The organism is Paenibacillus lautus, assembly GCF_050482385.1.
Lineage (GTDB): Bacteria > Bacillota > Bacilli > Paenibacillales > Paenibacillaceae > Paenibacillus_AQ > Paenibacillus_AQ lautus_B.
Genome location: NZ_JBCNHV010000029.1, coordinates 250,764 through 276,899, shown reverse-complemented (window position 1 = coordinate 276,899; position 26,136 = coordinate 250,764). Strand labels below are relative to the sequence as shown.

Sequence of the window (26,136 nt, the reverse complement as noted above, 5' to 3'; positions counted from 1 at the left end):
CCCGCGATATTCCCCTGCCGGACCGAGGGCGGCGCCAAAATGCGTGAATATTATGTTATGCGAGGTACTGCTCAATACTCACTATTACGATTCCTCTGTAAATATTTTCGACATAATTATCAGTGATTCAAAATTTTCTTCTGCATCAATCTTTGTATGATAAGTTTGAAGATTTTTTGTGACAATATTTATTAGATCACTTGATTCTATTTTGCTTTCAGAAGACTTATAAACTATTTTTCTAATTGTATCTCTCCAAAAGTTTAATTCTTTACTATAATCCCTCAATTTAGATTGATAAATAACTTTCCATTTTATGTGAGAATCATGTATTTTTTGTACCTGCTGTTCTAGTCTATTAGTCTTCTCTACTAATAAAGCTTTTTCATTATGATATTCATCAAATCTATTTGACATCCATTCTTTTTCATCTTGTATTTCTTTCTTACTCTTCTCTATCGACTCAATCAATTCCCTATGTTGTTTCTGTCTTCTATTGTCAGCTATATAGCTTGTTAATCCAAATAAGACAGTAAATATTAACGCATTAATAATCCATAGCCCTATATTTTTCTTGAAGGGACTTGAGATTTTATCTAGATATTCTATCTCGAGATTATTTCCATTATTATTTATAACTATTTGACTACTCTCTATTCTAACAGGGCTCGATACTATCATTGTTAACTTTTCATGACTTGCTATTTTAGGAATTTGATAAACCCCTCCACTGTGGTTACCGTAATTTGTATTTAATTTGTTAATTATTATAGGTTGTGAAACAAAAATATCATCAGTCAAAACATTTAAAGGCAATTTTATTTCTAAGTTATCTATATTTTTGTTACTAGTGTTCACCAATGAGATTGAGATCTGAAATTGATTTTGCCCAATCTGCACTGGTTCACCAATTCGAACAGTACCTTTCTCAATAAAAAAATAAGAGATAAACAAGTTAAAAACTAATGTAAGAGCCCCCAAAACCAGTGCAGAAATTATTGTTTCTATTACTTTCTTTGTCATTTTATTTCTCCTTTGAATACTTAGTATTTCGCATAACGTTCTTGTATCTACGAATCCTTACTGCCTTAAGGGAGCGACAGCTACCGGCCGCGACGCGGTTAGGCAGTGCAGGGTTGTCTGCTGAATTCGCTTCCTCGAAAACCCTCAAGCAGACCAAGGGGAGCTTGACCCCCGCAGCGTAGATATGGTGTTAGGCGATGCCCTCTCTTCATTGATTATTCTCACATTATTCCTTAATTACTTGTGTATCTAAGATTTGTCTCATTAATATCATTGAGAATTTAATACCTTCTTCTTCTGTTAAAATATCCTTCATATATATCTTTGATTCCTCGGTATATTCCTCAGGAAAGCCAATACTTAGATAAGTCATTCTCTTTATATCAGCTTGCCAAAATCTATATTTCACCTTCTGTCGTCCTGCATACTTCCTTAAAAATCTACCTTCTTTATACCAATTGACTAGACCTTTACTAATCCAAATATCATCCCAAGAATTATAAAATGGAAAATGAGCAATTACATTACGAATAAACTTAAAGAGCTCACTTCCGATTTCTGCTTCCATTGGAGGACGACTTGTTTTCATATGTTCGATGACCCACTTTATGGGTTCATAGTTAAGTAATTCGGCATAAATAGAAAACGCATCCCTTGCTCTTGAAAAACGGAAATATTGATCTTCACTCCAAAAGTTATCATCAAGAATTTCCTCATAGATATCATAAAAAGCATTGTAAGCAAGGCTTAGAAATTGAAGTTCTGAATTATTGAGTTTTAGATTGTCGTTCATTTATTTGATTTCCTTTATATTTTTTAGAGGGTTTCGCCTAACGTTCCAGTATTCACGACGCCGAGAGGCTTAAGAACGCAGTTAGCCTCGCAGGTGTGTCCGTCTGAATCCACTTCCTCGAACTCCATCTGGCGGACCGAGGGGCCGAAGGTCCCGAAGCGTGAATACATTGTTAGATGATGTTACTGCCTTCTTGAGTTACTCACAATATTCATTCTTTATTTATAAAATCTCTATACTTATCATGTAGTTGTAATCCATTTATTATTGATTCACTTGTTTGTTTGTCCACAATGTCAATATCAAAACCTAAATTTTTATAGCCATCAAGCATTTCGAGTATTGAATAAATGACCTCTTCAATTAATTCTGATTGGATTTGTCTGAACGTTTCTGAATTAATAGTTCCACCTATCTTTTCGTACTCTTTTTTGTATTCAGTCCATTGCATTATTGAATCCTTATGTAAACATGAAGATGATAATTCGCTATATGTTTGTTTAATATCTTCAAGTTGTTGGAAGAAACTATTTAATTTATTGCTATTTAGACTTTCCATAGTCATTCATCTTCTTTCTGTATATTAGCTTTGCAGTAATTTCATCTAACGTTTTACGCATTCACGAACCCGAGAGGCTTAAGTGACCGTAGGGAACGGGTCGTCAGACTTAGGCTCGCAGGGTTGTCCGGCTGATTCCGCTTCCCCGAAAATCCGCGGCCGAACCGAGGGGCGAATGCCCCGATGCGTGAATACGTTGTTAGATGGAGTTACCTTGAGCTACTCACAAAATCCCTCATGCCCTCTCTTAGCATGCTAACCCCTTCTTCTACACTCTTCATATTCTCATCGTCATTCATATTATTCCTTGCATGTAATAATGCCGGTCTTAATGATTCTACTGAATTTCCAAATTGGTACATCCATGCATATCTAGGAACCATCCATAAATGAAAGTGATGTGTTGTATCTTCATTATAAAAATAATAGACCTTATCAATTCCCAATCGTTTTCTTTGTTCACTTCTGAGCTTATGGATTAACGAAATAAATTCTAATCGCTCTTCATCTGTTAATTCATCCATGCAGTAAAAATGCCTCTTTGAAGCCAATATAACTAACCCTTTAATTGGGTAAGCAATATCCTGATGGACATGAAAGTTGCTTGATTCAAAAATTACTCCACCTGTTGAAGAAATCAAACCACTTGTCAATGCGCAGCTTACACATTCAACTTCTACTGATCTTCCATCAGCCAATGTAATTAGTCTTGGCATTATGCACCTCATAGTTTTTGATTTTGATAAGAACTTGCATCGTAATTTCATCTAACGTTCCCGCATTCACGAACCTCCGAAGGAGGTTGTCCGCAGCACCCGCTTCCTTGAGATCCCGCCTGCGGACCAAGGGCCGTAAGGCCTCAGCGTGAATGCAATGTTATATGATGTCTAAGCCTTCTTTGATATACTTACATATCGGTCTTTCCTGGTTTCCATCCAGTAACTTGACTCCATTTACTGGCCCTGCTCATGATTTCCCAAATTATTGGTTCCTTGCCTTCCACATATCGATCCCGCTCATTTCGAAATTTTTTCATTAAATCATATTTCACTTCCGCATATTTTCTGCAATCATCTTCATTAGTCCGAAGGTAATCCCTAAATAAAAGTGAAAATTGTTCAGACCAACTTCCAAATTCTCTTATATGGATATGAATTCGTTTTCTTCCAAGCTTTTCACGGAAATATCGTTTTGTTAGGTCAGGATTATCATAACTATAGATAAATCCTATGTTCTCAAGTTTATTTTTATATATTTCTATCGGTTCAAATGATCGGACCGAAATCTGAATATCAATTATAGGTTTTGCATCTAATCCTTCTATAGAAGTTGAGCCGATATGATCTATTCGAATAACTAGCTCGCCAAGTGCTTGTCGAATGTCTAAACCAATACTTTTAAATTCTTGTTTCCAAGAAAAATCATAAGGTACTACAATAATCGGATCTGACATAATAACCTCCGATAAGATTTGTGTTTTAGTTCCGCGTAGGTTTCATATAACTTTCATGTATCTTAGAACCCGAGAGGCTTAAGGGAGCGCCAGCGACCGGGTCCAACGGACTTAGCCTCGCAGGGTTGTGAGCTGAGCCCTCTACTTTTCTTACCTCATCATGCGAACCAAGGGCGTAGCCCGCAGCGTAGATGACTTCTTGATACGCTAACGTATTTTCTTATGCCTTACAATATAATATATTTAAAGAAAATGTTACTTAGGAGTTGTTTATCATTTTCAAAAAGTTGACCCTAACTTCGTTATTATTCATTCTAACAGTTTTATTAGTTTTACTTGGTCTATCATTCTCATTTATTTGGTTTCCTAAAAAAGAAATCTACCTGGCAATAGCTGGTGTTGGAGGTTCACTTGCAGGTGGATGGATTACTCTAATCGGTGTTAAATTGACCATACAAAAATCTGATGAAGACAGGTTTATTCAGACATTCATGGACAAAATATTAGCAATAAAAAACTCAATTGATTTTTTACAAGAGTTTCGAGATGAAGATTGTGCTAACTATGAAGGCGAAGAACTGTGGTCAATAATCTTATTTAAGAGTGACAAATTTGAACTGATATTTAAAAATATTAACGAAATAATTGGTGGAGAAACCGCCTATTCTATCTACGAACGCACAGAAAGTTTAAGTCGTTCTTCTACTAGCGAGTTTGAAGAATATCTTAACTTTCATCCTCGAGTACGTATTTTTGGTAGGCATACAATTTTGAATCCCCACATAATTAAAATAATCGAATCTATTGATGTCATTATTGATAAATTAGAAGATGAAGAAGAACGTCTATTAAGTGAATATAATCGAATTAAAAAGAAAAGATTTATTATTTAGTTGGTTTTGAGGGATTTCATCTAACGTTCACGTGTTCACGACGTCCGACGGAGTCGGATGTGTCCGGCCGATTCCTGCTTCTCCGAACCCCCACTGCCGGACCGAGGGAGTAAGCCCGATGCATGAATATTATGTTAGATGATGTTGCTGGCTCCTTCGAATCACTCGGGATAATTTTTTGATGCTTCTATCAATCTATCCTCTTCGTCTAAAGCTTTTAATATTCTATCTATATCACTAAATTCATAGCTTCTAACTACAATAAGCTGTTGAATATGAAGACCAGGTGGATCTATATTGGGTCTGGATAAGTTATTAAGTAATCGTTCTGGTGTATACAAAATACTCCATCTTTTTGAACCATCTGTGAAATGCATCGTGATCTCTATCCAGTTCCATTCTTTTGGATTATCAGTTCCAATCTCATCATCGAAATGCCAGTTTAAAAGTCTTGGTCTTGAATTTGAATCTTTCACCATGGTTTTACCTCTCTTTGTAATCAAGCAATTTCAGCTAACATTATTGTATTCACGAACCCTCACTGGCTTAAGCTGCTGACCGATCCAGCGCAACGATCGGGTCAGCCGTGTCGAAGACTTAGCCAGTGCAGGAAGGGCCGTCAGGCCCGCTGCGTGAATACGGTGTTAGCTGGAGTTTCTGACTTCATTGAGATGCTCGAGTGATATTTGTTTGTTGTTAGTTACATGCTCTTTTGTTCTAAGATCTCTCGTATATAAGGTGTGACTGCAAAACAATCCTCTAGGTCGTTCTCTTCTAGTGCCCAATAGATAATGGTATTGATATGTATTTTATAGTCTTTAAGTATATTTTGTTTTATTCGATTCCAAATTTTGATGTCTTCCGTTCCTATTCCCTTGGAAAGATAATCATCAAAAGAAGATATTATAACTATCATCAGCGTAAATTTCTCTTTGTTGTTTAATTTATTTTTCTCATAATATGTAATAAATTCATTTACTCTTGAAGAATCAGCCGACGTATATTCCCAGTCCTGCGAAAACGGAGTAAGTGGCGATAAATGTAATTTCTTTATAAGACTTTCAATTGATTCTTTATCAATATACTTAGGACTAGTCTCCTCCATTTGTCCGCACCTCTTATTTATTTCTTATTACAGCAATTTTAGCTAACGGTTTTTGTATCTACGAACCCGAGAGGCTTAAAGCGCGAACGCGCCGGGTCCAACGGATTTAACCTCGCAGGGTTGTCTGTTGAATTTACTTCCCCGAATCACATCTTGCAGACCAATGGCCGAACGGACCGCAGCGTAGATACGATGTTATGAGATGTCAGCGACTTCTTTGAACTACCACCAATATTATTCCAGAATTAAGTCGTTTGTCTTATCGTGTTTTACTAATTCGCTTTTTGAATAGAACTTAACTATCTTCCTATTTTCAATTGCATATTCAATTTCTTTTCTTGTACTACTGCCAATGTAACCACTAACATCGATTATAAATATTTCATTTGACATATCAATTTTACAAAAATGGATTTTTCCAAATAATTCTGCCTGTTCCTTGGTAATCTCAATTCCTTCGCTTTGCTCAAAAAAAGCTAAACTAATAACAATATTACCTTTAAGGGTTAAGTATCTATTCGCTTGTTCAAATTCTTTCTTGAATTTTGTTGATCCACATAGTGTTATGACCTTCATTGTATTCACCTCTGTTATTTCTTGTCCGCTGATTTCTCATAACGTTCTTGTATCTACGAACCCTCACCACCTTAAAGGAGCGATAGCGACTGGCCGCAACGCGGTTAGGTGGTGCAGGGTTGTCTGCCTGACTCCACTTCTTCGAAAAAGCATCTGGCAGACCAAGGAGCGTTAGCGACGCGGTGTAGATACGGTGTTATGGGATGTCAGAGCCTTCTTGAAGTCCCCCGAATTATTTAGATTATATATCTACTTTCATTCCCGGTGACATTACCTTCAGAAATAAACTCCTGTGCAGGTTGATTCCCTAACTTAGATTGTTTATATTCACCACTCGTATACTCGTAAATGACCTTCTCCCAAAATCTACGCGATGGGATGTTATTCTCCATTTGTGCGACAATCCATGGACCTGAAAACCGGCTGAAAAGTTGATGAGCAGCCAATCTACCAATTCCTTTATTCTGATATTTCCTCAAGACAAAAAATTCAGACATTAACCATCTATAATCTTTATCATTCCCGCTGTAATCAAATTTTCTAACCAGTGCTAATCCTGCCAAATTATCTTCCGAAAAGATCAAAAATGCTTGTCTATCTTCATCTGTCCAATAATGATCCAAATATCGATATCCGTACAGACCAAACTTATTCAACTCAATTTGTTCTGAATAGCAACTTAATTCATAAAGATAAAGTTCAAGCAAATTCTTTAAGACTTCCTTCTCTTCATATGTTGGAGATTTCAGTTCAACTTTCATGAATTATTCTCCTTCTACTCAAATTTAAGTTATTGAATGATTTGAACGATTTGCGCTGATTTCCTATAACGTGTATTCAAACGACGTCCCACCGACTTAAGGATACGCCAGGGTAAAGTCGGTTCGGATGTGTCCGCAGAATCATCTTCCCTGCCGATCGCTCCTCGCGGACCGAGGGTCGGCACAGCCGATTCGAAGCGTGAATATAGTGTTATAGGATGTAATTACCTTCTATGCACAACCTACACAATGTTCTTAATATAAATCCCATTCACTAAACTTCTCAGAGTACCCAATTAATACTTCTATTTCATCGGGTAAATATTCACTATCAATAAAATAAGCTGTCAACAGAGCGTGACCTTCAAGTACAACTACTTTCGACTTTTCATTCATTGACACAAAGATTAGTCTTGGAAACGCTATTCCTTTCTTGATCGCTAAAGAGATATCAATAAACCCCTGGTTACTAACTCCAAAAACTTCAATTTGATTAATGATATTCTTCGATGCATACATAGGAAGTCTAGTACCACTTGACAATTCATTCCAATAACTATAGTTAATATACATTACTTCGCTTAGATCTTGCTTCTGAAAAACCGCTTTATACCATTTAACTTCTGTAGGAAAATTACAAATCTGTATTGCAGCCAAATCCTCTTGTCTGACCTAGAATATCTCTTCTTAATTGGTTCTCAGTTTTATCATTCAAATTAGGTTTAGTTATTAAACTTGAATCATGATCACCAAGAGCATCTATTATTCCGTTCTTAAATCTATCAGAGTTAAACTCTGCAAATAAAAACTCTGCTATTACTAATTCCTCTTGAACTTGACTACTTGACAGATTATCCCCCATACATTTGTATTGTGCTGATTTCCTATAACGTTTGTGTGTTCCCGACGCCTCACCGACTTAAGCCTGAAGGGCGGCCGCGACGCGGTTAGTTGGTGCAGGTGTGTCTGACAAAATCCTCTTCTTCGAAATTCCTCGGACAGACCAAGGTTCCGTAGGAACCGCAGTGGGAACATAGTGTTATTTGAAGTTCCTGACTTCCTGAATATACTTTCAAAATCATTCCTTATTCAATGTGCATTTAAATCGTTCTACTCCAGGATACTTCTCTCCTAAACTTGTAATGTTAAAACCGATCTTTCTGTAAAAGTTCACTGCATTCTTATCGGTTTCGGCTTCCATTCTTCTTATAAGATTCTCTTCCATAAATTCCATTATTAATTTCTTTCCTAATCCTTTTCTTCTATTGTTAAATTTTTTTGCTATATGTTTTAATTCAATTTCATAATCTGTTTGATAAATAATTCCGATAAGTCCGACTAATTCATGATTTTCCATTCTTCCCAGTAATATTCTTGATTTATCATTCTTATATCGTTCATATTCTTGAATTACTCGTTTATTATCTGGATACATACATTCAGCTAGCAAATTTATTATTTCCTTTCGATCTTTATAGTCCATTAGGTTAATCATGGATTTCACCTGATTTCTATGAGTTTAGTTCTTTCAGGAATTTCACATAACGTTCCCGTATTCACGACGCGAGCCGGCCTTAGATAGCTCCTATCTTAGGCCGGCTCGTGTGTCGTCCGAGTTATCTTCCATGATTATACATCGGACGACCAAGGGGTGTAAGCCCCGTAGCGTGAATATTATGTTATGTGATGCCTCAGTCATCTTCGATTTACTTTCATATTAGTCTTTTTTTAAATGCAATTTATAAATCTTTAATATATATTCTTTATCTTCTGAGTCATCATTATGTCCTTCTATTAGTAACCCATTATGAAATGGGGACCCTAAAAAATCATCAAGTATTTCTCTTGGATTATTCAATATTTGTATTTCACAGCTAAATGGTAATTTCTTGTTTATGTCAGATATTAGATTGAATCTTAATTGACTTGCCATAATATCAAACCATAAATAAAAATACATACCTAGATTTGAACTAGAGCGTTCTATTTGATCTTTCCGATTCTGTATAACTTTATTTATAAATTCATCGAAATCGTCAGTTGTAATTTGATTAATCAGATCAGGAGAAATCGAGATTCTCCACATATTTGTTTCAATTTCTTCTTGAAGATCAGCTTCAGAGGAACCGATATAAATTAAATCGTTTATTATATCTTGAAGATCTTCAAAATACTGTTCCTTATTCATTTGTTTTTCCTTCTTTCATACAATACCGAGGTTTCATATAACGTTCCTGTATTCATGAACCCCAAAGGGGTTGTCTGCTGAAATGCCTCTTCGAAAACCATCTAACAGACCAAGGCTCCACAGGAGCCGCAACGTGAATATTATGTTATACGACGGAATCACATCTTCGAGTTAACCAACATCCTCTTATATTCTCTTTCATTGGTCTGTTAGATGTTCCAAAAGATCTCCAGGCTGGCATTCCAATGCCGTACATAATTTATCAATTACTTCTAAAGATACATACTCATTCGTGTTGAGCTTTGCCATCGTTGCCGATGAAATCCCCGTCATTTTCAATAAATCTTGTTTCTTAATCTCCCTGTCAATCAATAATTTTTGAAATGGTTTATAACTTATCATCTGGTACTCCTTCGTATCCGAATTGAATTTTTCTTTAATTATATGAAATTATATTTCCGTAAATGCAGTTGCACCTTGCAGACCAGGGACGAAAGCCCCGTGCGTGTAATATTATGTTATATGGAGTGCGGACTTCATTGAATAGTCTTTCAAATTTCTTCATTTAGTTTTTCTCTTATACTTGCTAATGCTCTTTTGGCTGCTAATTTCCCATTATGCATTCCGTTTATGGAAAGATCTTTTAACTTTTCTCTAGCTGGAATGTATCTATGAAAACCAATAATCTCACATGCTCTCTCTTGAACATACATATCTTCATCATCTAAATATTTTATTAATGAATCAAGATATCTTTTCGGAGTTAACGCCATGATTGAAAAAATATACTGACAACGAATATCATCATTTATTAGTTGGTTAGAACTTATCAAATTGTTCAACTCTTCAATACAACTTAAGTCTTCATCAATCTCAGTACTACTATTTTCTTTTTCTGAGGGATAGTCTTTCTTCAATTCATCCCAATCAAAATTAGGATGTTGTTCGAGTTTAGTTATAAATGAACTTATACTTCTAAAACCTGGAGATAAATCCGTTTCCTCATGATTGATGTAACTTATCCTGTATTTGCATGCACCTTGAATATGTAATCCTATATAGTTCGAATTATCATCTGTCCATAAAGGAATAATATCTTGATAAACCTTAATTTCAGACATGAAATCAGCTAATTCAATTATTTCGTCAAATTCCAATAATCTTAAAAAGTAAATTTGATCCTTCTGTTTCTTATTGTGAGTTTCTAACTCCTCAACTAATACAGTAGGTAATGTGATGCTGAGTCTATTAAAAAGATCTATAAACATATTTCTGCTCCTTTGAAAAAAAAGATTTTTCCGCATTTCATATAACGTTCCCGTATTTACGACCTCCTACCGACTTAAGGCTCCGCCAGAAGCCGGCCGCGATGCGGTTAGTCGGTGCGGATGTGTCCGCCCGGATCGGCGCTTAGCTCGATCCGTTTCTTGGCGGACCGAGGGGCGAATGCCCCGATGCGTGAATATAATGTTATCAGACGTTGCCTCTTCTTAGAGAATTCCCGCCAAATCTCTTAAATGACTAATTATATAATTGGGTCGAATTGTTACATCTTCATTCCAAGGTTGATTCACTTGAATCCAAATGGTATTCAATCCGGCCTTTCCAGCTCCTTCAATATCTTTGACTGGATGATCTCCTACATAAACACATTGATCTGCAGGTAAATTTAATCTCTCTAATGCCATTTCAAATATTCTTGCATTAGGTTTCTTTACACCGACTTCTTCGGATACAAGAATGAAATCAAAATAACCTCGTATTCCAAGTTTATCCATTTTGCCGTATTGAATTAAAGTTTTACCATTTGTTATTAATCCAATTTTATAAGAATTACGAACACGCTCAATTACTTCAATTGCGCCCTCCATTAAACAAGCATTACTTACATAGTGCTTCGAGTAGTAATCTAATAATTCATTTAGCATTGGTTTTTCGTTCCAAGTAAGTTCTTCAAGCAACTCAATAAATAATTCATTCTTATCCTTATAACCATCCTGATCCAGCTCAATTATCCGATCGATGATCTCTTCGGTATTACTAAGGTGACCAAAATAATGTTCTACAAATGAAATTGTAAAGTTATGAAATGTCTTCATCCTATTTAAGAGTGTATTGTCTAAATCAAAGATTACAGCTTTTAGATCCTTCATGTTTTCCTCCGTTCTTCGTACTTAGGCAATGTCTGATAACGTTCCTGTATTCACGACTCAGCGCATGCTGAGTATCCGGCGAATGCTGGATCAAGGGCGCACGCCCGCAGCGTGAATATTATGTTATCTGAAGTACGAGACTACCTTGATTTCTCTCTAATGTTTCTGTTTCTTGCTATAAGCTCTAGTGTAAAACAAGCAAATACGGAACCAATTAAATAAGGAAGAGAAACCCATTTAACAACTACATCTATAAGTTCTTTGATTTCGTCTCTTGTAAAGGATTCAAATTGATTGATTTCATTTAGCTTTGATGTAACTACTTCAGCAAGGTAATCAGAAATAAAAAAACAATATGATATTGTTGAAAAAACTGCAAGTAACAAATAGACTGCAACTTTCACTTCATCAAATCTATCTGCAGGAGTCCAACATACAAAGATGCTTGTTAACAATACACAAAATAGAATAACCATCCATTTGAATACAGTATCTGATACAAAAAACTCTTTATTTGTAAATTCAAATATTAACGATCCCAAAAAACTATAAATAAAAAACGAGAGAATAGGCATTAAGGAAAATAACACAAAATAAAAAAACCAATGTTTTACCCATTTCAAAAATAAATATCTCATTCCATAATAAAAAAATAGAGAAAATGGAATTAAAAATATTTTCACCAGATATGGATTAACATGAACAAAGCTCATAGAGGCAAATATCCAAAAAAAACTTACTGTAAGCCACCAATTCAACGATTGAGAATAGAATTTCATGTGATCTTCTTTCATTTTTAAAATTCTTTTGTAAATACATATCAGAACTATTGCAGCTGAAATTATTACTACCAGATTTAAAAACTTTATGAGATTGCTGTTGTATTTAAGTGAAAAAAATAAGAATGTCATCAGAATGAATGTGTATGCTGCATATACTTTTTGGAATTCCTCTATAAATATATTTCTTTTTATCCAATCTTTAATCATAAAGCATATTTTTTGAAACAACTCATAAAAAGCAATTATGAAACTTATTAATAGATCTTTCAACTTACAAACTCCTTTGATTAGTATTTCAGATAACGTTTCCGTATTCACGACGTCCCACCAACTTAAAGCCCGTCAGGGCTGGCCGCGACGCGGTTAGGTGGTGCGGATGTGTCGCCTGATTCTACTTCTTCGCTTCCTACTTCTGGCGACCAAGGGGCTCGCCCTGCTGCGGGAATACTATGTTAGATGATGTCCTCACCTTCCCCGAAATGCTTCAAAAATTTATATATTTAGGTTTTCTTATCCATACTTCCGTACTGTAAACCACCCTTATCACTCCATTCCTTTCCAATCCCTTAAATCTCTTGACATGCGTTTCTTTAAATTCCTGAAACCACGCTTCACTCTCATTCGGTGATTCCATTCCTGATATTATTGCTCCCCAGTATTCCTCCCATGATTCTTCATGTTCTTGATGGAACAAATAGCTATTTGGTATTGTCGTTCCATAGAAATAAGATACTGGCTTATTGTGTCGTGTTTCACTTAGTCTCGTTTTATAGGGGTCTATACTACATACTTTCATCGTGTCTCTTAAAAATCCAGTATCATCTTGATATGAAAACATAGCCAGCATAGCGCCTGGCTTCATTATCCTCTTTAATTCTTCTATCGCCCTCTCTGGTTGAAATCTATGATATGCATTGGCCACAACGATTAAATCAACAGATTGATCAGGTAATTTCGTATTCTCAGCTACTCCATCTATGTATTCAATATCTCCTCTTGATCCGATAATCTCATATGCTACTCTTCGCATTTCCTGTTCAGGTTCTATTGCATAGATCTTCTGTACATTTCCGACAAAGTGCCGAGTAAGGAGCCCGGTACCTGCGCCAATATCAGCTACAACTCCACGACTCGCATTGGCTTCATTCATAACAAAAGTACATGCCTCTACGGAATACGGCAATCGATATTTATCATATAACAAAGCCTTTTCATAAGTCATGTTACCCATTTTCTTCTTTCACTCCTTTGTTTTAAATTTATGTTTTGTGAGGATTTCATCTAACGTTCCCGCATTCACGAACCCTCAACGGCTTAAGCCCGAAGGGCGGCTGCGATGCAGTTAGCCGGTGAGGGGTGTCGCCTGAATCCACTTTCTTGAAACTCCTCTGGCGACCAAGGGCCGCTTGCGGCCCGCCGCGTGAATGCAAAGTTAGATGATGTCCATGCCATCTCTGAAATACTCAATATCAAGATCTTAGATTCTCAATCTGTTTCCGATGCTTTTTATCATGGTGTACAAATATCTTTGCATATGAATCGATCGTATATTTCCTCTTTCCCTTCCCAATCGTAAACGATATATCCGAACCAACGCTGTTAAGCAAAGATACTAGCTTTTTTCTTGTTTCTCGAAAGTCGTTCTTCAGTGCCGCACTATCTCTATAATTGTTAGCTATCTCAATAGCCACCATATTATGTGTGTCATGGTCAATGAATTCAGGTAAAATAGCATTGTCTTTCATGTAAGGAACCATCTTCTCAATGCTATATGTATCCCAATTAGTTAAATGACTTATAACTTCCTTTACAGTCCATTTTCCTTCGGCAATAGGTACTGATAATAACTCCTCGTCAATTGAGTCTACATAAAGAGTAAACTCTTCAAATTCTTTCATTGTTTTTGACATCTTAACTCTCCTCCAATTTGTAATTGCATGGATTTCAACTAACGTTCTTGTATTCACGACGCGAGCCGGCCTTAGATAGCTCTTATCTTAGGCCGGCTCGTGTGTCGTCCGAGTTGTCTCCCATGATTATACATCGGACGACCAAGGTGCATTAGCCCCGATGCGTGAATATATTGTTATAAGATGTTCCCGTCTTCGAAGTCTGAGTCCTATTATTGCTTGTCATCATCCCTGTTATTCACGACTCCAAACGGAACATGTACCGAGGGAAATATTCTAGCCACACCCTCAATATGATCTACCTGATCATCAAAGAATATGTGTGGCATAAAAACGCTCAGCACTCTTATTTTCTCTACTCCTCCGAGAAAGAATGCTTCATCAACTCTAATATCAAGTTTTCTAAGTGTGTTAATCATTCTTTCATGTGCAGGTGCATTTCTAGCCGTAGCAATTGCTATTCGAATTCTAGGTTTATAGTTAGGATCGTTCTGATTTTTTAAAATCTCTTTTTGTTGTAATTTAGATATTTCTGTAAAAAACTTTAATAAAGGTCCAGCTGGTAAAGGCAGACCCGCTAACTCCTTTTCATGTGAATGAAATTTTTCTAAAGCTCCAACTTGAAAAATAGATTCAGCAGAATCATCTGCAATGATTCCATCAAAATCAAATGCTAATCGTATTTCATTATCTTTTTCATCATCAATATAATCAGATGGGTAGATACATCCTGCAGGATACCCATGTGCGACCGCTTCTTTGACGTCGTCTGGGTTTCCAGATAAAAAGAGGGTTGCATTAAATGCTGACATATATTTAAAGGGATTGCTTCCAGCGATAAAAACAGCTCGACTTATTGTTAAACCATAATGTTCAATAGACTTAAAGACTCTCAAGCCAGTATCAGGGTCATTTCGTGAGAGTAAGATAACTTCTACGATTTGATCATCAGGTGTATTTATACTTAACAATCTCTTTATAAGTGGGTAAGCAACACCATGACTTAATATTTCATTCTCATGTTCTCTTTGATATTTTCGATAAGATTCCTCTCCTTCTTCTCTGAATACGCGATCAGACTCTGTTAAATCGAATAATGCGCTTGAAGCTACTGCTATAACAAATTTACTCTCAATATCAAACGGCATTTGACTTCGTCCTTCCTATTACTTCTCTATGTAGTGTGTTTTATAGATTTTGCGGGAATTTCTGATAACGTTCGGCATTCCTGACGTTCAAGCGGCTTAAGTGACCAAAGGGAACGGGTCGTCAGACTTAGCCGGTTGGATGTGTCGCCTGATTCCACTTCTTCGAAAATCCCCTTGGCGACCAAGGAGCGACAGCGACGATGCTGAAATGCATTGTTATGTGATGTTATCGCCTTCTATAAATACTCTTTCAAAATCTATTAATACGTATCGTCAATTCTTATATATCCATTTATTTGTTCTATAGTTCTTTGAAATATTCCTGATTTATTATAATAATTCCCTTCTGCTGTTATTATTTTACCCTGTTCTATTTTTACTACCACTCCGATGTGATCGTTTAGTCCATTCCCTAAAATGTTATCAAATATTATAAGATCCCCTTGATCTGGAAGAAACGACTGATCACTTTTATGATGATAAAAACTATATATTTGTCCCCATTCTAACCAAGCTTCTACCCATGCAAAATTACGTGAAACCGGCTCTGGATATCGTACTGGTAACTTCACGCCTGCCTCAGTACAGCAATGATATACAAATGCAGCACACCAATCGAAACCAATATTCGGGTTATCTCTTGGAAAACATCTAAGAATTGGTTCTAAATCTGGACCGTATTTATCTTTATTTCCTATCAATGGTCTTGAAGCTAATTCTTCTGCTATTTTAGCTAGAATTTGTCTTCTACTCACCGATTATTCCTCCTTGGTTTTAACATTAGCGATAATTTCACATAACGTTTCCGTATTCACGACGTCCGACGCAGTCGGATGTGTCCGGCTACTCCTACTCCCACGAAATTCATCTGCCGGACCGAGGGCGTATGCCCGACGCGTGAATATAATGTTATATGAGGGTCAGATCGTCTTTGGAATGCTAATGAATATTTACTATTTTATTTATTTCTTCTTCAATAATTCTTAATTCTTCTTCTTCAGAATAATCCATTAATGGTGTTGTATCAGACGAAAAATATTTAAAAATACCAAGGACCGCAAAAACTCCCCCTATAATAGAAAGCATTAGACCTACTACAAAGATAAATTTAAAGAGTAATGGAATTATTCCATCATCAGGTTTACCTAATAAAAATCCAAATTTATTAATGTTATTTACAAACAAACCTACCGGTACACCTGTACCGATACCAACCCCAATACTTAGCAAATAGTTTTTTTGATTTTTCAATTCTTTTCTTCGAAGTAGTAACTCATTTATATGTAGTAAATTGTTATTTTGACAATATACAACAGCTTCACTTTGATAAAAATTTCGCATTTTTGTAATATAATCGTGGTACATAAATTGATTATTGTAAAAGCTTTGAATTCTTAAATTCCTCACTATATAACCATATTTAGACGAACTTTTCATAGATAAAAAGTCGAAGATATCATCAAACTTAGCATTAATTTTCTTCTTAATTTCCATATATTGAAACACTCATTCCTACATTATTTGCTTTCCTGACTTTCATATAACGTTTGGCATTCCTGACGTTCAAGCAGCTTAAGTGACCATAGGGAACGGGTCGTAAGACTTAATTGGTTGAATGTATCGCCTGATTAATCCCCTTGAAATCCCCTCTAAGCGATCAAGGGCGAATGCCCTCAGTAGGAATGCTTTGTTATGTGATTGATTATGCCCTCTTCGTTATACCTACAAATATTATTTTTTATATGTTTCTACAAAGTCATTATAGTACTTCCAAGATTCTTCATTATCTGATGTAACAATGTCAAACATTACTTTAAGCATTAGCACAGGGCCAGACTGAATCGATTCAGTATCCACAAGTTCCATATCAATATCATCGTCTATCGCTAATTCAAAATTAATTATCCACCATCTATCGATCTTCTCAAATAATTGAATTAATCTTAAAAATAAAGAGTAGTACTCCTTTTCATCTATCCCTTTAAAAATAGAGTCAGCCATTTCATGAGTTAATTTGTTTCTATAGTCCTTAATTCTATTAAATTGCTCTATATCTTCTTGGTCTATTGCCTTATTTTCTTTATACCAACCTAGAGAAGCGTACAACGGACTTTTAGCCCTTGCTAGAACCTTGAGTTGATAGTTTTCATTTAGAATCAATCCCTCTTTTATATTATGCCCATCCGAGTAAAGTGATTTTAAATGATTAATAATATTATCTTTTAATAGTTCAAATGAGGTTATAAACATTGAAGTTTTGACTAAATTAGCTTTAAGAATATTTGGATTTAATAGGTTACTCCACGAATCAGGTTTCATTGTCTCACCTTCTTAAAAATATTGCATAATCTTTCACATAACGTTTTTGTATCTACGAACCCGAGAGGCTTAAGGGAGCGCAAGCGACCGGGTCCGACGGACTTAGCCTCGCAGGGTTGTGAGCTGAATCCACTTCTCTGCCTACCTCATCATGCGAACCAGGGCGTTGCCCGCAGCGTAGATACTATGTTATGCGAAGGACATTCTGTGATACCCTCTTCGTCCTTAGTTCTTCCTACAAATTATTAATCCGTGCGTGCTAATCCCAAGAATACTTCTTTCTCTACAAGTCTTAAAATGATAGTTTTTATAAATCTCAAACTTCTGTTCAGATAGTTCATCTACCTCATTACTAAGAGTGTGACTTAATCCATCTGTCCCTAAATGATCTATTATTGAAACATCAAATTGGTTCATAAATTCTTCAATTTCTATGGGTGTTGTATAATGTGAATCTGTCCAGAATGATTCAGGGTCCCTTGCCTTTAAATTTCCGATGTCTATTACTTTACTAATTGTGCCTTCATTAATGAATTTAGGTATTTTCTTAACAAGCATTGGAACCACTGAATGCTTATTAATATAGGCTATTGCTAATATTCCACCAGAAGATAATACTCTTAATGACTCTTCAATTAATTTACGCCTCGCAACATCGTCAATTATATGATAATAAGGCCCGAAACATAAAACTGTATTAAAAGCCCCTGACTCAAATCGGCTTAGATCCGTGGCATCTCCGACAATTGCCTTCAAACTAACATTCTTATAATCAGATTTTTTCTCATTTATTTTGTCTATATTACTTGGTGTTACATCTAGTGCTGTAACTACGTGCCCTTTATTTGCATAGTAGAATGAATATGCTCCTGTTCCCGCACCTAATTCAAGTATCCTCGATGAATTTTGAATAACTTCTTCTAACGCTCTTATGCTAGTTAGAAATTCAATTCTTCTAGAATTTCTTTGAAAACGTAGTTCCTCATCAACAGCATCGTAAAAACGAATAATTTCTTCCATGGATAGACCCCCAGTTAATAAATAGCTTCTGTCTTTCGCATAACGTTCCCGCATTCCTGACGTTCAAGCAGCTTAAGGAAACAAAGTTGCCGGGTCGATAGACTTAGCTGGTTGAATGTGTCGCCTGAATAAGCTTCTCCGATATCCCTCTTGGCGACCAAGGAGCGTTCAGCGACGATGTAGGAATGTAATGTTATCCGATGTCTCTGCCTTCCTGATTTACTTGCGTTAATACTTCCTTACCATACAGAAAGGCCTGTTCTGAAATCATTCTCGTCGGTTATGTATTCTATATTTGTATAGTCCTGTTTTTTTGCGTTAGAATACAGCCCTTCTACTAACTCGACATTCTTGCAGTAGATTGTTGTATAAGAACTATCTACAACTAATAATACCAATTCACAGTTGCTTCTGAGAAAATCGTCGTAAGTTTTAATTTCAATTGGTTTACTGCCTTTAGGAAAAGCTTTAAGGTCTTGGAAAATTAAATAGTAATCATTGTTCTTTATAATGTTTCTTAGTGTTTCACCTTCCATACATTCAATTAACCCTGAAAAAAGTGCATCCAGTTTGCCATCTAGTATAATGTATGACTCTTCCCCACCAATCCACCAATTATGATCTTCTACTTTAAACGGTTTTAATATATCTTCGAGAAATCTTCCGTATTCATTTGGAATTTCAAAACTAATTCCTCTTATCATCTACTTTTCTCCTTATTCTTTTCGTGCAGAGATTTCGGATAACGTTCCTGTATTCACGACGTCCGACGAATTCGGATGTGTCTGCTGAGTCCACTTCCCTGAAATCCATCCAACAGACCAAGGCTCCGTAAGGAGCCGCTGCGTGAATATATTGTTATCGGATGTCGATGCCTTCCTCGTTTTAACTCACATTTGTCCGGTGGAAGTCAGTTCTAGAGGTTTAACTCTTCTCTATGCTTTTCAACAAATTCGTCTTTCGTTAATCCATACAAAATGAAATCCATAAATTTGCCATTGATATAGACGACCTGTCTCCGTACGCCTTCCTGAATACATCCGAGATTCTCCATCATCTTTGCAGATGCTTCATTTCCCTCAAGAACATAGTCATTGAATTTATTAAGCCTTCGTTCCAGGAATGCGTACCTTAACAGAATCTTCATCGCTCTTGTACCATAACTCATACCACGATATTCTTTATCGATTACTATTCCAATACTGAACGTACCATTTCTTTCATCAATACTATTAAGATTGATACCTCCTACGCTTTCGCCTTCTAAGGTCTCAAGAGTAAACATGATTCTTCCATTTGTTGAGGAAAAATCAGCATTTTCCTCTGCAAATTTCTTTGAACCCGCAATAGTAGGCGGCAATTCTGTCGAACATTCTAGAAGACGACGTGCAGGAGTATCAAAATTACTAATATAATCTCCTTTCCAATCTGCTGAATGTATTGCACGTAATCTGACTTTATCATCCTGCCAAAAGTATTGACTATAATCTATTTTCATTGAATTATCCTCCATCGTTTGACCCTCCTCAATTTTCGTTTTCCCTAATACAAATATTACTTACATTGATTTCCGATAACGTTTGTGTATCTACGAACCCGAGAGGCTTAAAGGAGCGCCAGCGACTGGGTCCGACGGACTTAGCCTCGCAGGGTTGTGAGCTGAATCCACTTCTTTGCCTACCACATCTTGCGAACCAAGGGCGTAGCTTGCAGCGTAGATACAGTGTTATGTGATGGTGATGCCTTCTTGATCAACTTTCAAATATCTGACTTCTGTATGGTTCTGTTTTCTGGCCTATAAAGTATTCCTTGAAAAAATCATTAGTTGTATTAGGAAATTTATATGGCTTTGATAACTCAGCCGACTGAGATACAGCTTGTTTAATACCTTCAATTGGTAACCACTCAATTCCGATTTGTCCAACATCAGCCTGTGAGCTATAAGAAGTAGTCGAATTGCTGTTGCATTCATAAATAAATTCTACTGCATGAACTTCTTTCATAATAAAAGAATACTCGTGATTCTTAGATATGTACTCTCTAACACAAACTAATTTACTATTCAAAATATCAATTCCAAGTTCTTCAAAGCATTCTCGTTGTAAAGTCTGCTCCAAGGTTTCACCTGTCTCCTGAGCTCCTCCAGGTAAGGTATAATAAACACCTACTTCAGGACGCTCTTTCTTAATTGTGAGCAACATTTCGTTTTGAATTATCAATGCTCGAACTGTATTTCTAATCATCTCGAATCGCCCCAGTAAGTATAATTTTTTATAATATTGCATCACTTTCTTATAACGTTCTTGTATTCACGAAGCGACCCAGCCTTAGATAGCTCTTATCTTAGGCTGGGTCGTTTGTTGTCTGTGCTTCTTCCTCGATTATACATCTGACAACCAAGGGGCGATAGCCCTGAAGCGTGAATACAGTGTTATGTGATGCCTATGCCCTCGTTGAAATACCTCCAAATGTTATTCCTTTACTATCTTTATTTCTTTGGCTTCTGCTTGTGAGGGGTATGATTCGTCGATTCCACCCTTAATCTTATAATGTATTTTTTGATCAGGTTTTAAATTTCTTGTATTGGTTCTTAACCAAATTGCTTCTCCGACATACTCATCCATAATATCCTTCCAAGTCTTGTTCATATATTTCTTCTCAACCACTAAAATACGATGTTCTGTTACTTCTAAAATATATCCTTCACCTTCATTTGGAGACCGGTTTATTGCAGACTCTTCCTTGGAATTGCAACCAACAAGTAATATTATCATCAGAGCTAATACCATAATTCTCTTCATTGGGTCACTCCCTTGAGAATTTACATTGCATAGGTTTCACATAACGTACCCGTATTCACGAACCCGAGAGGCTTAAGGCGACGAAGTCGCCGGGTGGCTCAGCCACTTAGCCTCGCTGGGTTGTCCGCCTGAATCAACTTCCCTGCCTATTGCCCTGGCGGACCAAGGGGCGGCGCCAGCCGAACCCCAGCGTGAATACATTGTTATAGGATGTCATTGCCTTCTTGGAAATGTCAACTAAATTCCAGCTCTTCTTGTATTCTAAGAAATGCTTTATACAATCTGGCTTTAGTCGCGTTGAACAACCCTTTGTTCTTATTAATTACTTCCTCCTCACCAAAGGTACGATCTTCAATGTAGGCAGTATATCTTATTTCTATTTGAACAGCTTCTACATCCGGGTATAACCCATAATGCGATACAATATATCCGCCTGTCAGGCCTTCCCGATCTACTTCAACAATAAATCCTTCTTCTTGAAAAGACTCAACTAGTATATTTAAGAATTTTGCTGAGCATGTGCATCCTCCGCAAGTTCCAAGAACAATATCCGCTGTAGACTGTATGTAGAAGCTATGTAAATCAAACAAATAAACCTTTCGATTTTTTAGTTGAAAGCTCCTAATCTCTTCCAGAAGGCAATAATGATAAGGTAGATATATAGTTTCGATTCGATTTCTAATTTCGGCTTCATCTAATTCTACATCATAAATATTCTTTCCAAATGTTGTCGTATAGTAAATTAATGAGCGTGTATATTTATCTCTATTTCCCCTTAATGATAAATCTCGATTCACGTCGATCACATACCGGCTATAGTTCGCAGATATTATTGTGAAGTGGATACTTTCCAAGAAATCATACAGTTCACGTATAAACCAGTCATTGTTAGTTAAAATTACTTCTCCGTATATTTTCGATTTCATTTCATCGGTTAGAAATGAAGATCCATGAGGAATACTCGCGATAAATGGAGAGCCTAATTTTCTTTTTCTGATGGTGAATGGGTGTATTTCCTTCACCTCCACTTTTAATATTGTTTGCGTTGATTTCCTATAACGTTCCCGTATTCACGACGCGAGCCGGCCTTAGATAGCTCCTATCTTAGGTCGGCTCGTGTGTCGTCCGAGTTATCTTCTTCGATTATTATACATCTGGCGACCAAGGGGCGTAAGCCCCGCAGCATGAATATAATGTTATGGGATGTACCGGCTTCCTGAATATACTTACAAGCTATCACTTCTGTATTTGTTAATATAATTATCTACTGTTTCTCTGGCATTTTCGTAAATTCTTATTACTTCATCCAATTCGTTCTTTATTTCTATGTTATTTTCCCAATATTCTTTATCGACTCTAAGTATTGAACACAATAAATCTCCAACATATAATTCACCTGATTGTAAAGGGTTCTCAGCTAATCGCTCCAGTGCTAAAGGCAAAAGAATATCTAAACTAGTTTGTTGTAGTAATAGTCTCAGATCTTCAAGATTGAACTCATTTAAAGGTTTCTTTCTTAATTCATGAGAACGGACTACCAATCCAGAGCTAAAAACTGGTTCACTCCAGCCTTCTCCTTCAAGTTCTTCGAGGGTTTTAGTTATATCTACTTGCTTCATGAATCTCCCCCCACTCCTTAAATAGTCAGTTCCCGGTATTTCACATAACGTCTTTTTCACGAACTTCGCAAAAATATCATCTCTTGAGGTGTTCACGAACTTCGTGAACACTCCTTCACTAAAAATGTTTACGACTCCTCTTCCAATTGATCCAAAGGACTTTTAATCCTTCTTATGTCCTTTACACTCACATGTGTGTACCTTTCGGTGGTGCGTACACTTTGATGACCGAGCAACTCTTGAATGAAGCGAATGTCAATCCCACCTTCCAATAGATGTGTAGCGAATGAATGGCGTAAGGCGTGAATACTAACCTTTTTCTGGATTCCGGAGGCAGTACGTGCTTGTTCGAACACTTTTTGAACAGTTCTTTCAGTCATATGGCGCTCTGGGTGTTGACCTGGGAACATCCATTTCTCGGGCTTTTCTTGTTGTAAATACGGTTGAACAATATCCATAGCTGTATCGGATAATAGCGTAAGACGATCCTTTCGACCTTTGCCTTGAGAAACTCGAAGCGTTTTTCGCTCGAAATCAATGTCTTGAGTTTTCAACCGGACCACTTCCCCTACCCGTAATCCTGAGGAATAGGTAAGGTATAGGATCGCACGATGTTTTAAATTATGGATTGCCTTTAAGATCAACATCACTTCGTTCATCGATAACACATTCGGCAACTTCTTTTCTTTCTTAGGGCGAACATAAGAGAATGTTTCCTCATGCAATAATACTTTTTGAGCATAGAATTTGATCGCGCTGAGTGCTTGATTAACATAGGAATGGGAACATTTCCTATGAAGCAAGTGTAAGGAATAACTCTGAATCATTTTCTCGTGATCCATCCAATTATTTTGTTGCTGTACAAAAATATGAAATCGATGGACTTGACTACAATAAGCTTTTATCGTTTTTTTACTATAACCTCGAAGCTGCAGTGCATGAACTAAGGACCTTTTTATCGACTCATTCCATGAATAGATTGGAATGTGGTCCTTCCTGGTATTTCTCGAATCATCATCACCATTTGTTCATCATACTTAAAATGGAAATACAAGGAACTTTCATCATTCCGAGACACCCATATACTCACATTCTCACCCTCCCATTATAGCAGCAACCTAATTATTGGAAAGAAAAAAGAGCTCACAATCGCCGTAATCGACGTTGTAAGCTCCCGATACTTTCGGTGCTGTCCATCCTTTATGATCGAACAACTCAAATTATCTTTTACTGACGAATGATTAGATCTACTTATCACTTTCCATCAGTATACGTGGATCTTACTCCATCTCCTACCCACATTCAATACATGATGAAATTTTGTATAATAGAGAGATACATATTGTGGAACTGCGAAGGAGTGGAGCTACTGTCATGAAACCGGAGTTAGATCCGAGAGAAATCAGAACCCTGCAAAAAATAAAAAACGCTCTCCTTCACATGATGGCTTCCCGAATCGATCCCATATCCATTACGGATCTATGTGCCGAGGCACGAGTGACACGGCCTACCTTTTACAAGCATTTTAGTAGTGTAGCCGAGTTAATGGAGGTCATGTCCAAGGAGACGATGGAAGATTTGGAACGCCGCATCGTGATCGAGAAAAAAATATCCCTTCAAGAGGTTGATTATGTGGAGCTGCCCTCCAATATGGTAGCTTTATTCAACCATGTGCTGGAGAATCGGCAGTTTTACGAAGCCTTCATTTTAATCCATCCGGACACGCCATTTACGCGTTATTTCAAAGCCACGCTATACCATTTTGTAAAGGTTGGGCTTGAAGCTTCCATTGAGACAGGCGCTGAGATCAGTGTGCCATCCGACGTGGTGATCAACTTTATGACGGGTGCTTTTCACGAGACCATCTTGTGGTGGATGTTGAAGGGGTATCCCTACACTCCACGGGAAATGACAGCCATGGTATTACGATTGTCCATTAACGGCCCCTATCAATTCTAGAAATCAGAAGGAATATTTGTCCATTTCATCGAAATACAATGTACTAATACGAAATCGATAGAAAGCGATGTGTATGAGATGAATGGAATTCTGGGCGTATCCGGACTATCGTTCTTGCTGGTGACACTGTTCACCCCCCTGCTTATCTGGGGATTGCGTACGTTAAAGCTCACGCAGCCGATCCGGACCGAACTGCCTCCCGATCATCAGGCCAAACGCGGGACGCCGTTAATGGCAGGTCTTATATTGCTGATTGGCGTTGCCATGTCACTGCAATTTCAACCCGCACCGCTTACCGTTTTTTTATGCTCGACCTTCCTCTTGTTCAGCTCGATCGGGTTTATGGATGACTTCAAAAAAGCTGCGTGGCAGGATCCATCCGGAATCTCCGGTCGCATGAAACTTGTATTTCAGTTCCTGTTTACCGGCGCATTACTGTATGTGCTGTTCCATTCCTTTTCGCTGACAAGTGATATCCGACTCTTCAACGGATTCCATCTCCAATTGCCGGTAAGCGTCTATGTCATCATCATGCTGCTATTCATTGTGGGTTCGGCGAATGCCATCAACTTTACCGACGGATTGGACGGACTATTAATCAATGTAGCCATACCCACCTATTTTTTCTTCTTTTTAATCTCCGACAAACCGGAGGTTCAGATGTTCTCGCTGGTCATGATCGGCTGCCTGCTCGGCTTGCTGCTCTACAACATTTATCCAGCACGAGCTTTCATGGGCGATACGGGATCTCTCGCCATCGGCGGCTCCCTTTCATTCCTTGCGGTGATCGAGAAGGTCGAAATTCTGATTCCCCTTCTGTTCATCATCTACTTAGCTGAGCAGCTCTCGGTTATCCTGCAGGTATGGTACTACAAACGCACCAAGCTGCGTCTGTTCCGAATGGCACCGATCCATTTCCACTTCAGTCTCAAGTACGGATGGAGCGAGAACAAAATCGTGATGATTTTCGGTTTTGTCTCCTGGTTCATGGCTTTGCTCTGTTGGTTACTTGCCAAATACGTGATGTAAAACATAGAAGCAGTTGAACTTGATAGGCAAGAAAAAGCCTCCCGG

33 protein-coding genes are annotated in these 26,136 nt (G+C 37.2%); 3 read left to right on the top strand and 30 right to left on the bottom strand.

Annotated features, from left to right (window positions below; all coding sequences use genetic code 11):
• Nucleotides 1-84: 84 nt before the first annotated feature.
• The 5 genes from ABEW73_RS31075 to ABEW73_RS31055 form a co-directional block, all read right to left on the bottom strand.
• The gene (locus ABEW73_RS31075) at nt 85-1,023 is read right to left on the bottom strand and encodes a hypothetical protein (RefSeq protein WP_430171435.1); all 939 of its coding nucleotides are present in this window, start codon (nt 1,021-1,023) and stop codon (nt 85-87) included.
• Nucleotides 1,024-1,249: 226 nt separating this feature from the next.
• Complete coding sequence (locus ABEW73_RS31070) at nt 1,250-1,816, bottom strand: hypothetical protein (RefSeq protein ID WP_430171437.1); 567 nt, start codon at nt 1,814-1,816, stop codon at nt 1,250-1,252.
• Between the two features lie 211 nt (nt 1,817-2,027).
• Nucleotides 2,028-2,381 (bottom strand): hypothetical protein, encoded by a 354-nt coding sequence (locus ABEW73_RS31065; RefSeq protein ID WP_430171439.1) that lies wholly within the window; start codon nt 2,379-2,381, stop codon nt 2,028-2,030.
• Nucleotides 2,382-2,584: 203 nt separating this feature from the next.
• Nucleotides 2,585-3,091 carry an HIT family protein gene (locus ABEW73_RS31060; RefSeq protein ID WP_430171441.1) on the bottom strand — a complete coding sequence of 169 codons (507 nt, stop codon included), beginning with the start codon at nt 3,089-3,091 and terminating at the stop codon, nt 2,585-2,587.
• A gap of 191 nt (nt 3,092-3,282) precedes the next feature.
• The gene (locus ABEW73_RS31055; RefSeq protein ID WP_430206418.1) at nt 3,283-3,828 is read right to left on the bottom strand and encodes a GrpB family protein; all 546 of its coding nucleotides are present in this window, start codon (nt 3,826-3,828) and stop codon (nt 3,283-3,285) included.
• A gap of 266 nt (nt 3,829-4,094) precedes the next feature.
• Between ABEW73_RS31055 and ABEW73_RS31050 the strand changes: the two genes are divergently transcribed.
• A complete protein-coding gene (locus ABEW73_RS31050; protein ID WP_430165019.1) occupies nt 4,095-4,721 on the top strand; it encodes a hypothetical protein in 627 nt (208 codons plus the stop codon).
• 161 nt (nt 4,722-4,882) lie between these two features.
• Here ABEW73_RS31050 and ABEW73_RS31045 read toward each other — a convergent pair whose 3' ends face one another.
• From ABEW73_RS31045 to xerA, 25 genes are all read right to left on the bottom strand, one after another.
• On the bottom strand, nt 4,883-5,200 hold the full coding sequence (locus ABEW73_RS31045; protein WP_430165022.1) for a hypothetical protein: 318 nt from the start codon (nt 5,198-5,200) through the stop codon (nt 4,883-4,885).
• Nucleotides 5,201-5,421: 221 nt separating this feature from the next.
• Entirely contained in the window at nt 5,422-5,826 is a 405-nt protein-coding gene (locus ABEW73_RS31040; protein WP_430165024.1) for a hypothetical protein, read from the bottom strand.
• 234 nt (nt 5,827-6,060) lie between these two features.
• Nucleotides 6,061-6,402 (bottom strand): hypothetical protein, encoded by a 342-nt coding sequence (locus ABEW73_RS31035; protein ID WP_430165027.1) that lies wholly within the window; start codon nt 6,400-6,402, stop codon nt 6,061-6,063.
• Between the two features lie 236 nt (nt 6,403-6,638).
• A complete protein-coding gene (locus ABEW73_RS31030) occupies nt 6,639-7,163 on the bottom strand; it encodes a GNAT family N-acetyltransferase (RefSeq protein ID WP_076326629.1) in 525 nt (174 codons plus the stop codon).
• Between the two features lie 255 nt (nt 7,164-7,418).
• Nucleotides 7,419-7,820 carry a hypothetical protein gene (locus ABEW73_RS31025; protein ID WP_430165030.1) on the bottom strand — a complete coding sequence of 134 codons (402 nt, stop codon included), beginning with the start codon at nt 7,818-7,820 and terminating at the stop codon, nt 7,419-7,421.
• Nucleotides 7,821-8,241: 421 nt separating this feature from the next.
• Entirely contained in the window at nt 8,242-8,658 is a 417-nt protein-coding gene (locus tag ABEW73_RS31020) for a GNAT family N-acetyltransferase (protein ID WP_430165032.1), read from the bottom strand.
• Between the two features lie 222 nt (nt 8,659-8,880).
• Nucleotides 8,881-9,351: a hypothetical protein gene (locus ABEW73_RS31015; protein ID WP_430165035.1), complete on the bottom strand. Its 471-nt coding sequence runs from the start codon at nt 9,349-9,351 to the stop codon at nt 8,881-8,883.
• 198 nt (nt 9,352-9,549) lie between these two features.
• A complete protein-coding gene (locus ABEW73_RS31010; protein WP_024629424.1) occupies nt 9,550-9,753 on the bottom strand; it encodes a helix-turn-helix domain-containing protein in 204 nt (67 codons plus the stop codon).
• A gap of 149 nt (nt 9,754-9,902) precedes the next feature.
• Nucleotides 9,903-10,619 carry a HEAT repeat domain-containing protein gene (locus tag ABEW73_RS31005; protein ID WP_430165038.1) on the bottom strand — a complete coding sequence of 239 codons (717 nt, stop codon included), beginning with the start codon at nt 10,617-10,619 and terminating at the stop codon, nt 9,903-9,905.
• Nucleotides 10,620-10,841: 222 nt separating this feature from the next.
• The gene (locus ABEW73_RS31000; protein ID WP_430165041.1) at nt 10,842-11,504 is read right to left on the bottom strand and encodes an HAD family hydrolase; all 663 of its coding nucleotides are present in this window, start codon (nt 11,502-11,504) and stop codon (nt 10,842-10,844) included.
• Between the two features lie 140 nt (nt 11,505-11,644).
• Nucleotides 11,645-12,604: a hypothetical protein gene (locus tag ABEW73_RS30995; RefSeq protein ID WP_430165044.1), complete on the bottom strand. Its 960-nt coding sequence runs from the start codon at nt 12,602-12,604 to the stop codon at nt 11,645-11,647.
• A 166-nt stretch (nt 12,605-12,770) separates the two neighbouring features.
• A complete protein-coding gene (locus ABEW73_RS30990; protein ID WP_430165047.1) occupies nt 12,771-13,517 on the bottom strand; it encodes a class I SAM-dependent methyltransferase in 747 nt (248 codons plus the stop codon).
• Nucleotides 13,518-13,755: 238 nt separating this feature from the next.
• The gene (locus ABEW73_RS30985; RefSeq protein WP_430165050.1) at nt 13,756-14,196 is read right to left on the bottom strand and encodes a DinB family protein; all 441 of its coding nucleotides are present in this window, start codon (nt 14,194-14,196) and stop codon (nt 13,756-13,758) included.
• 212 nt (nt 14,197-14,408) lie between these two features.
• Complete coding sequence (locus ABEW73_RS30980; RefSeq protein WP_430165053.1) at nt 14,409-15,344, bottom strand: 5'-nucleotidase; 936 nt, start codon at nt 15,342-15,344, stop codon at nt 14,409-14,411.
• A gap of 260 nt (nt 15,345-15,604) precedes the next feature.
• Complete coding sequence (locus tag ABEW73_RS30975) at nt 15,605-16,099, bottom strand: CHAP domain-containing protein (protein WP_339293190.1); 495 nt, start codon at nt 16,097-16,099, stop codon at nt 15,605-15,607.
• Between the two features lie 184 nt (nt 16,100-16,283).
• Complete coding sequence (locus tag ABEW73_RS30970) at nt 16,284-16,838, bottom strand: hypothetical protein (protein ID WP_430165056.1); 555 nt, start codon at nt 16,836-16,838, stop codon at nt 16,284-16,286.
• Nucleotides 16,839-17,075: 237 nt separating this feature from the next.
• The gene (locus tag ABEW73_RS30965) at nt 17,076-17,663 is read right to left on the bottom strand and encodes a hypothetical protein (protein WP_430165059.1); all 588 of its coding nucleotides are present in this window, start codon (nt 17,661-17,663) and stop codon (nt 17,076-17,078) included.
• 225 nt (nt 17,664-17,888) lie between these two features.
• A complete protein-coding gene (locus ABEW73_RS30960; RefSeq protein WP_430165062.1) occupies nt 17,889-18,683 on the bottom strand; it encodes a class I SAM-dependent methyltransferase in 795 nt (264 codons plus the stop codon).
• A 239-nt stretch (nt 18,684-18,922) separates the two neighbouring features.
• Nucleotides 18,923-19,387, bottom strand: a complete 465-nt coding sequence (locus ABEW73_RS30955; RefSeq protein WP_430165065.1) for a DUF2691 family protein — start codon at nt 19,385-19,387, stop codon at nt 18,923-18,925.
• A gap of 212 nt (nt 19,388-19,599) precedes the next feature.
• Nucleotides 19,600-20,196, bottom strand: coding sequence for a GNAT family N-acetyltransferase (locus ABEW73_RS30950; RefSeq protein ID WP_430165068.1), 597 nt, complete (start codon nt 20,194-20,196; stop codon nt 19,600-19,602).
• 238 nt (nt 20,197-20,434) lie between these two features.
• Nucleotides 20,435-20,926 carry an NUDIX domain-containing protein gene (locus tag ABEW73_RS30945; protein WP_430165071.1) on the bottom strand — a complete coding sequence of 164 codons (492 nt, stop codon included), beginning with the start codon at nt 20,924-20,926 and terminating at the stop codon, nt 20,435-20,437.
• A 228-nt stretch (nt 20,927-21,154) separates the two neighbouring features.
• Complete coding sequence (locus ABEW73_RS30940) at nt 21,155-21,484, bottom strand: DUF3221 domain-containing protein (RefSeq protein WP_430165074.1); 330 nt, start codon at nt 21,482-21,484, stop codon at nt 21,155-21,157.
• A 233-nt stretch (nt 21,485-21,717) separates the two neighbouring features.
• Nucleotides 21,718-22,506, bottom strand: coding sequence for an N-formylglutamate amidohydrolase (locus tag ABEW73_RS30935; RefSeq protein WP_430165077.1), 789 nt, complete (start codon nt 22,504-22,506; stop codon nt 21,718-21,720).
• 204 nt (nt 22,507-22,710) lie between these two features.
• Nucleotides 22,711-23,103, bottom strand: a complete 393-nt coding sequence (locus tag ABEW73_RS30930; RefSeq protein ID WP_430165079.1) for a contact-dependent growth inhibition system immunity protein — start codon at nt 23,101-23,103, stop codon at nt 22,711-22,713.
• Nucleotides 23,104-23,231: 128 nt separating this feature from the next.
• A complete protein-coding gene (gene xerA, locus ABEW73_RS30925; RefSeq protein ID WP_430206420.1) occupies nt 23,232-24,062 on the bottom strand; it encodes a site-specific tyrosine recombinase/integron integrase in 831 nt (276 codons plus the stop codon).
• 415 nt (nt 24,063-24,477) lie between these two features.
• On the opposite strand from xerA, the gene ABEW73_RS30920 reads away from it, so the two are divergent.
• Nucleotides 24,478-25,062 carry a TetR/AcrR family transcriptional regulator C-terminal domain-containing protein gene (locus tag ABEW73_RS30920; RefSeq protein WP_430165082.1) on the top strand — a complete coding sequence of 195 codons (585 nt, stop codon included), beginning with the start codon at nt 24,478-24,480 and terminating at the stop codon, nt 25,060-25,062.
• A 78-nt stretch (nt 25,063-25,140) separates the two neighbouring features.
• Complete coding sequence (gene mraY, locus ABEW73_RS30915; protein WP_430165085.1) at nt 25,141-26,091, top strand: phospho-N-acetylmuramoyl-pentapeptide-transferase; 951 nt, start codon at nt 25,141-25,143, stop codon at nt 26,089-26,091.
• Nucleotides 26,092-26,136: the final 45 nt, after the last annotated feature.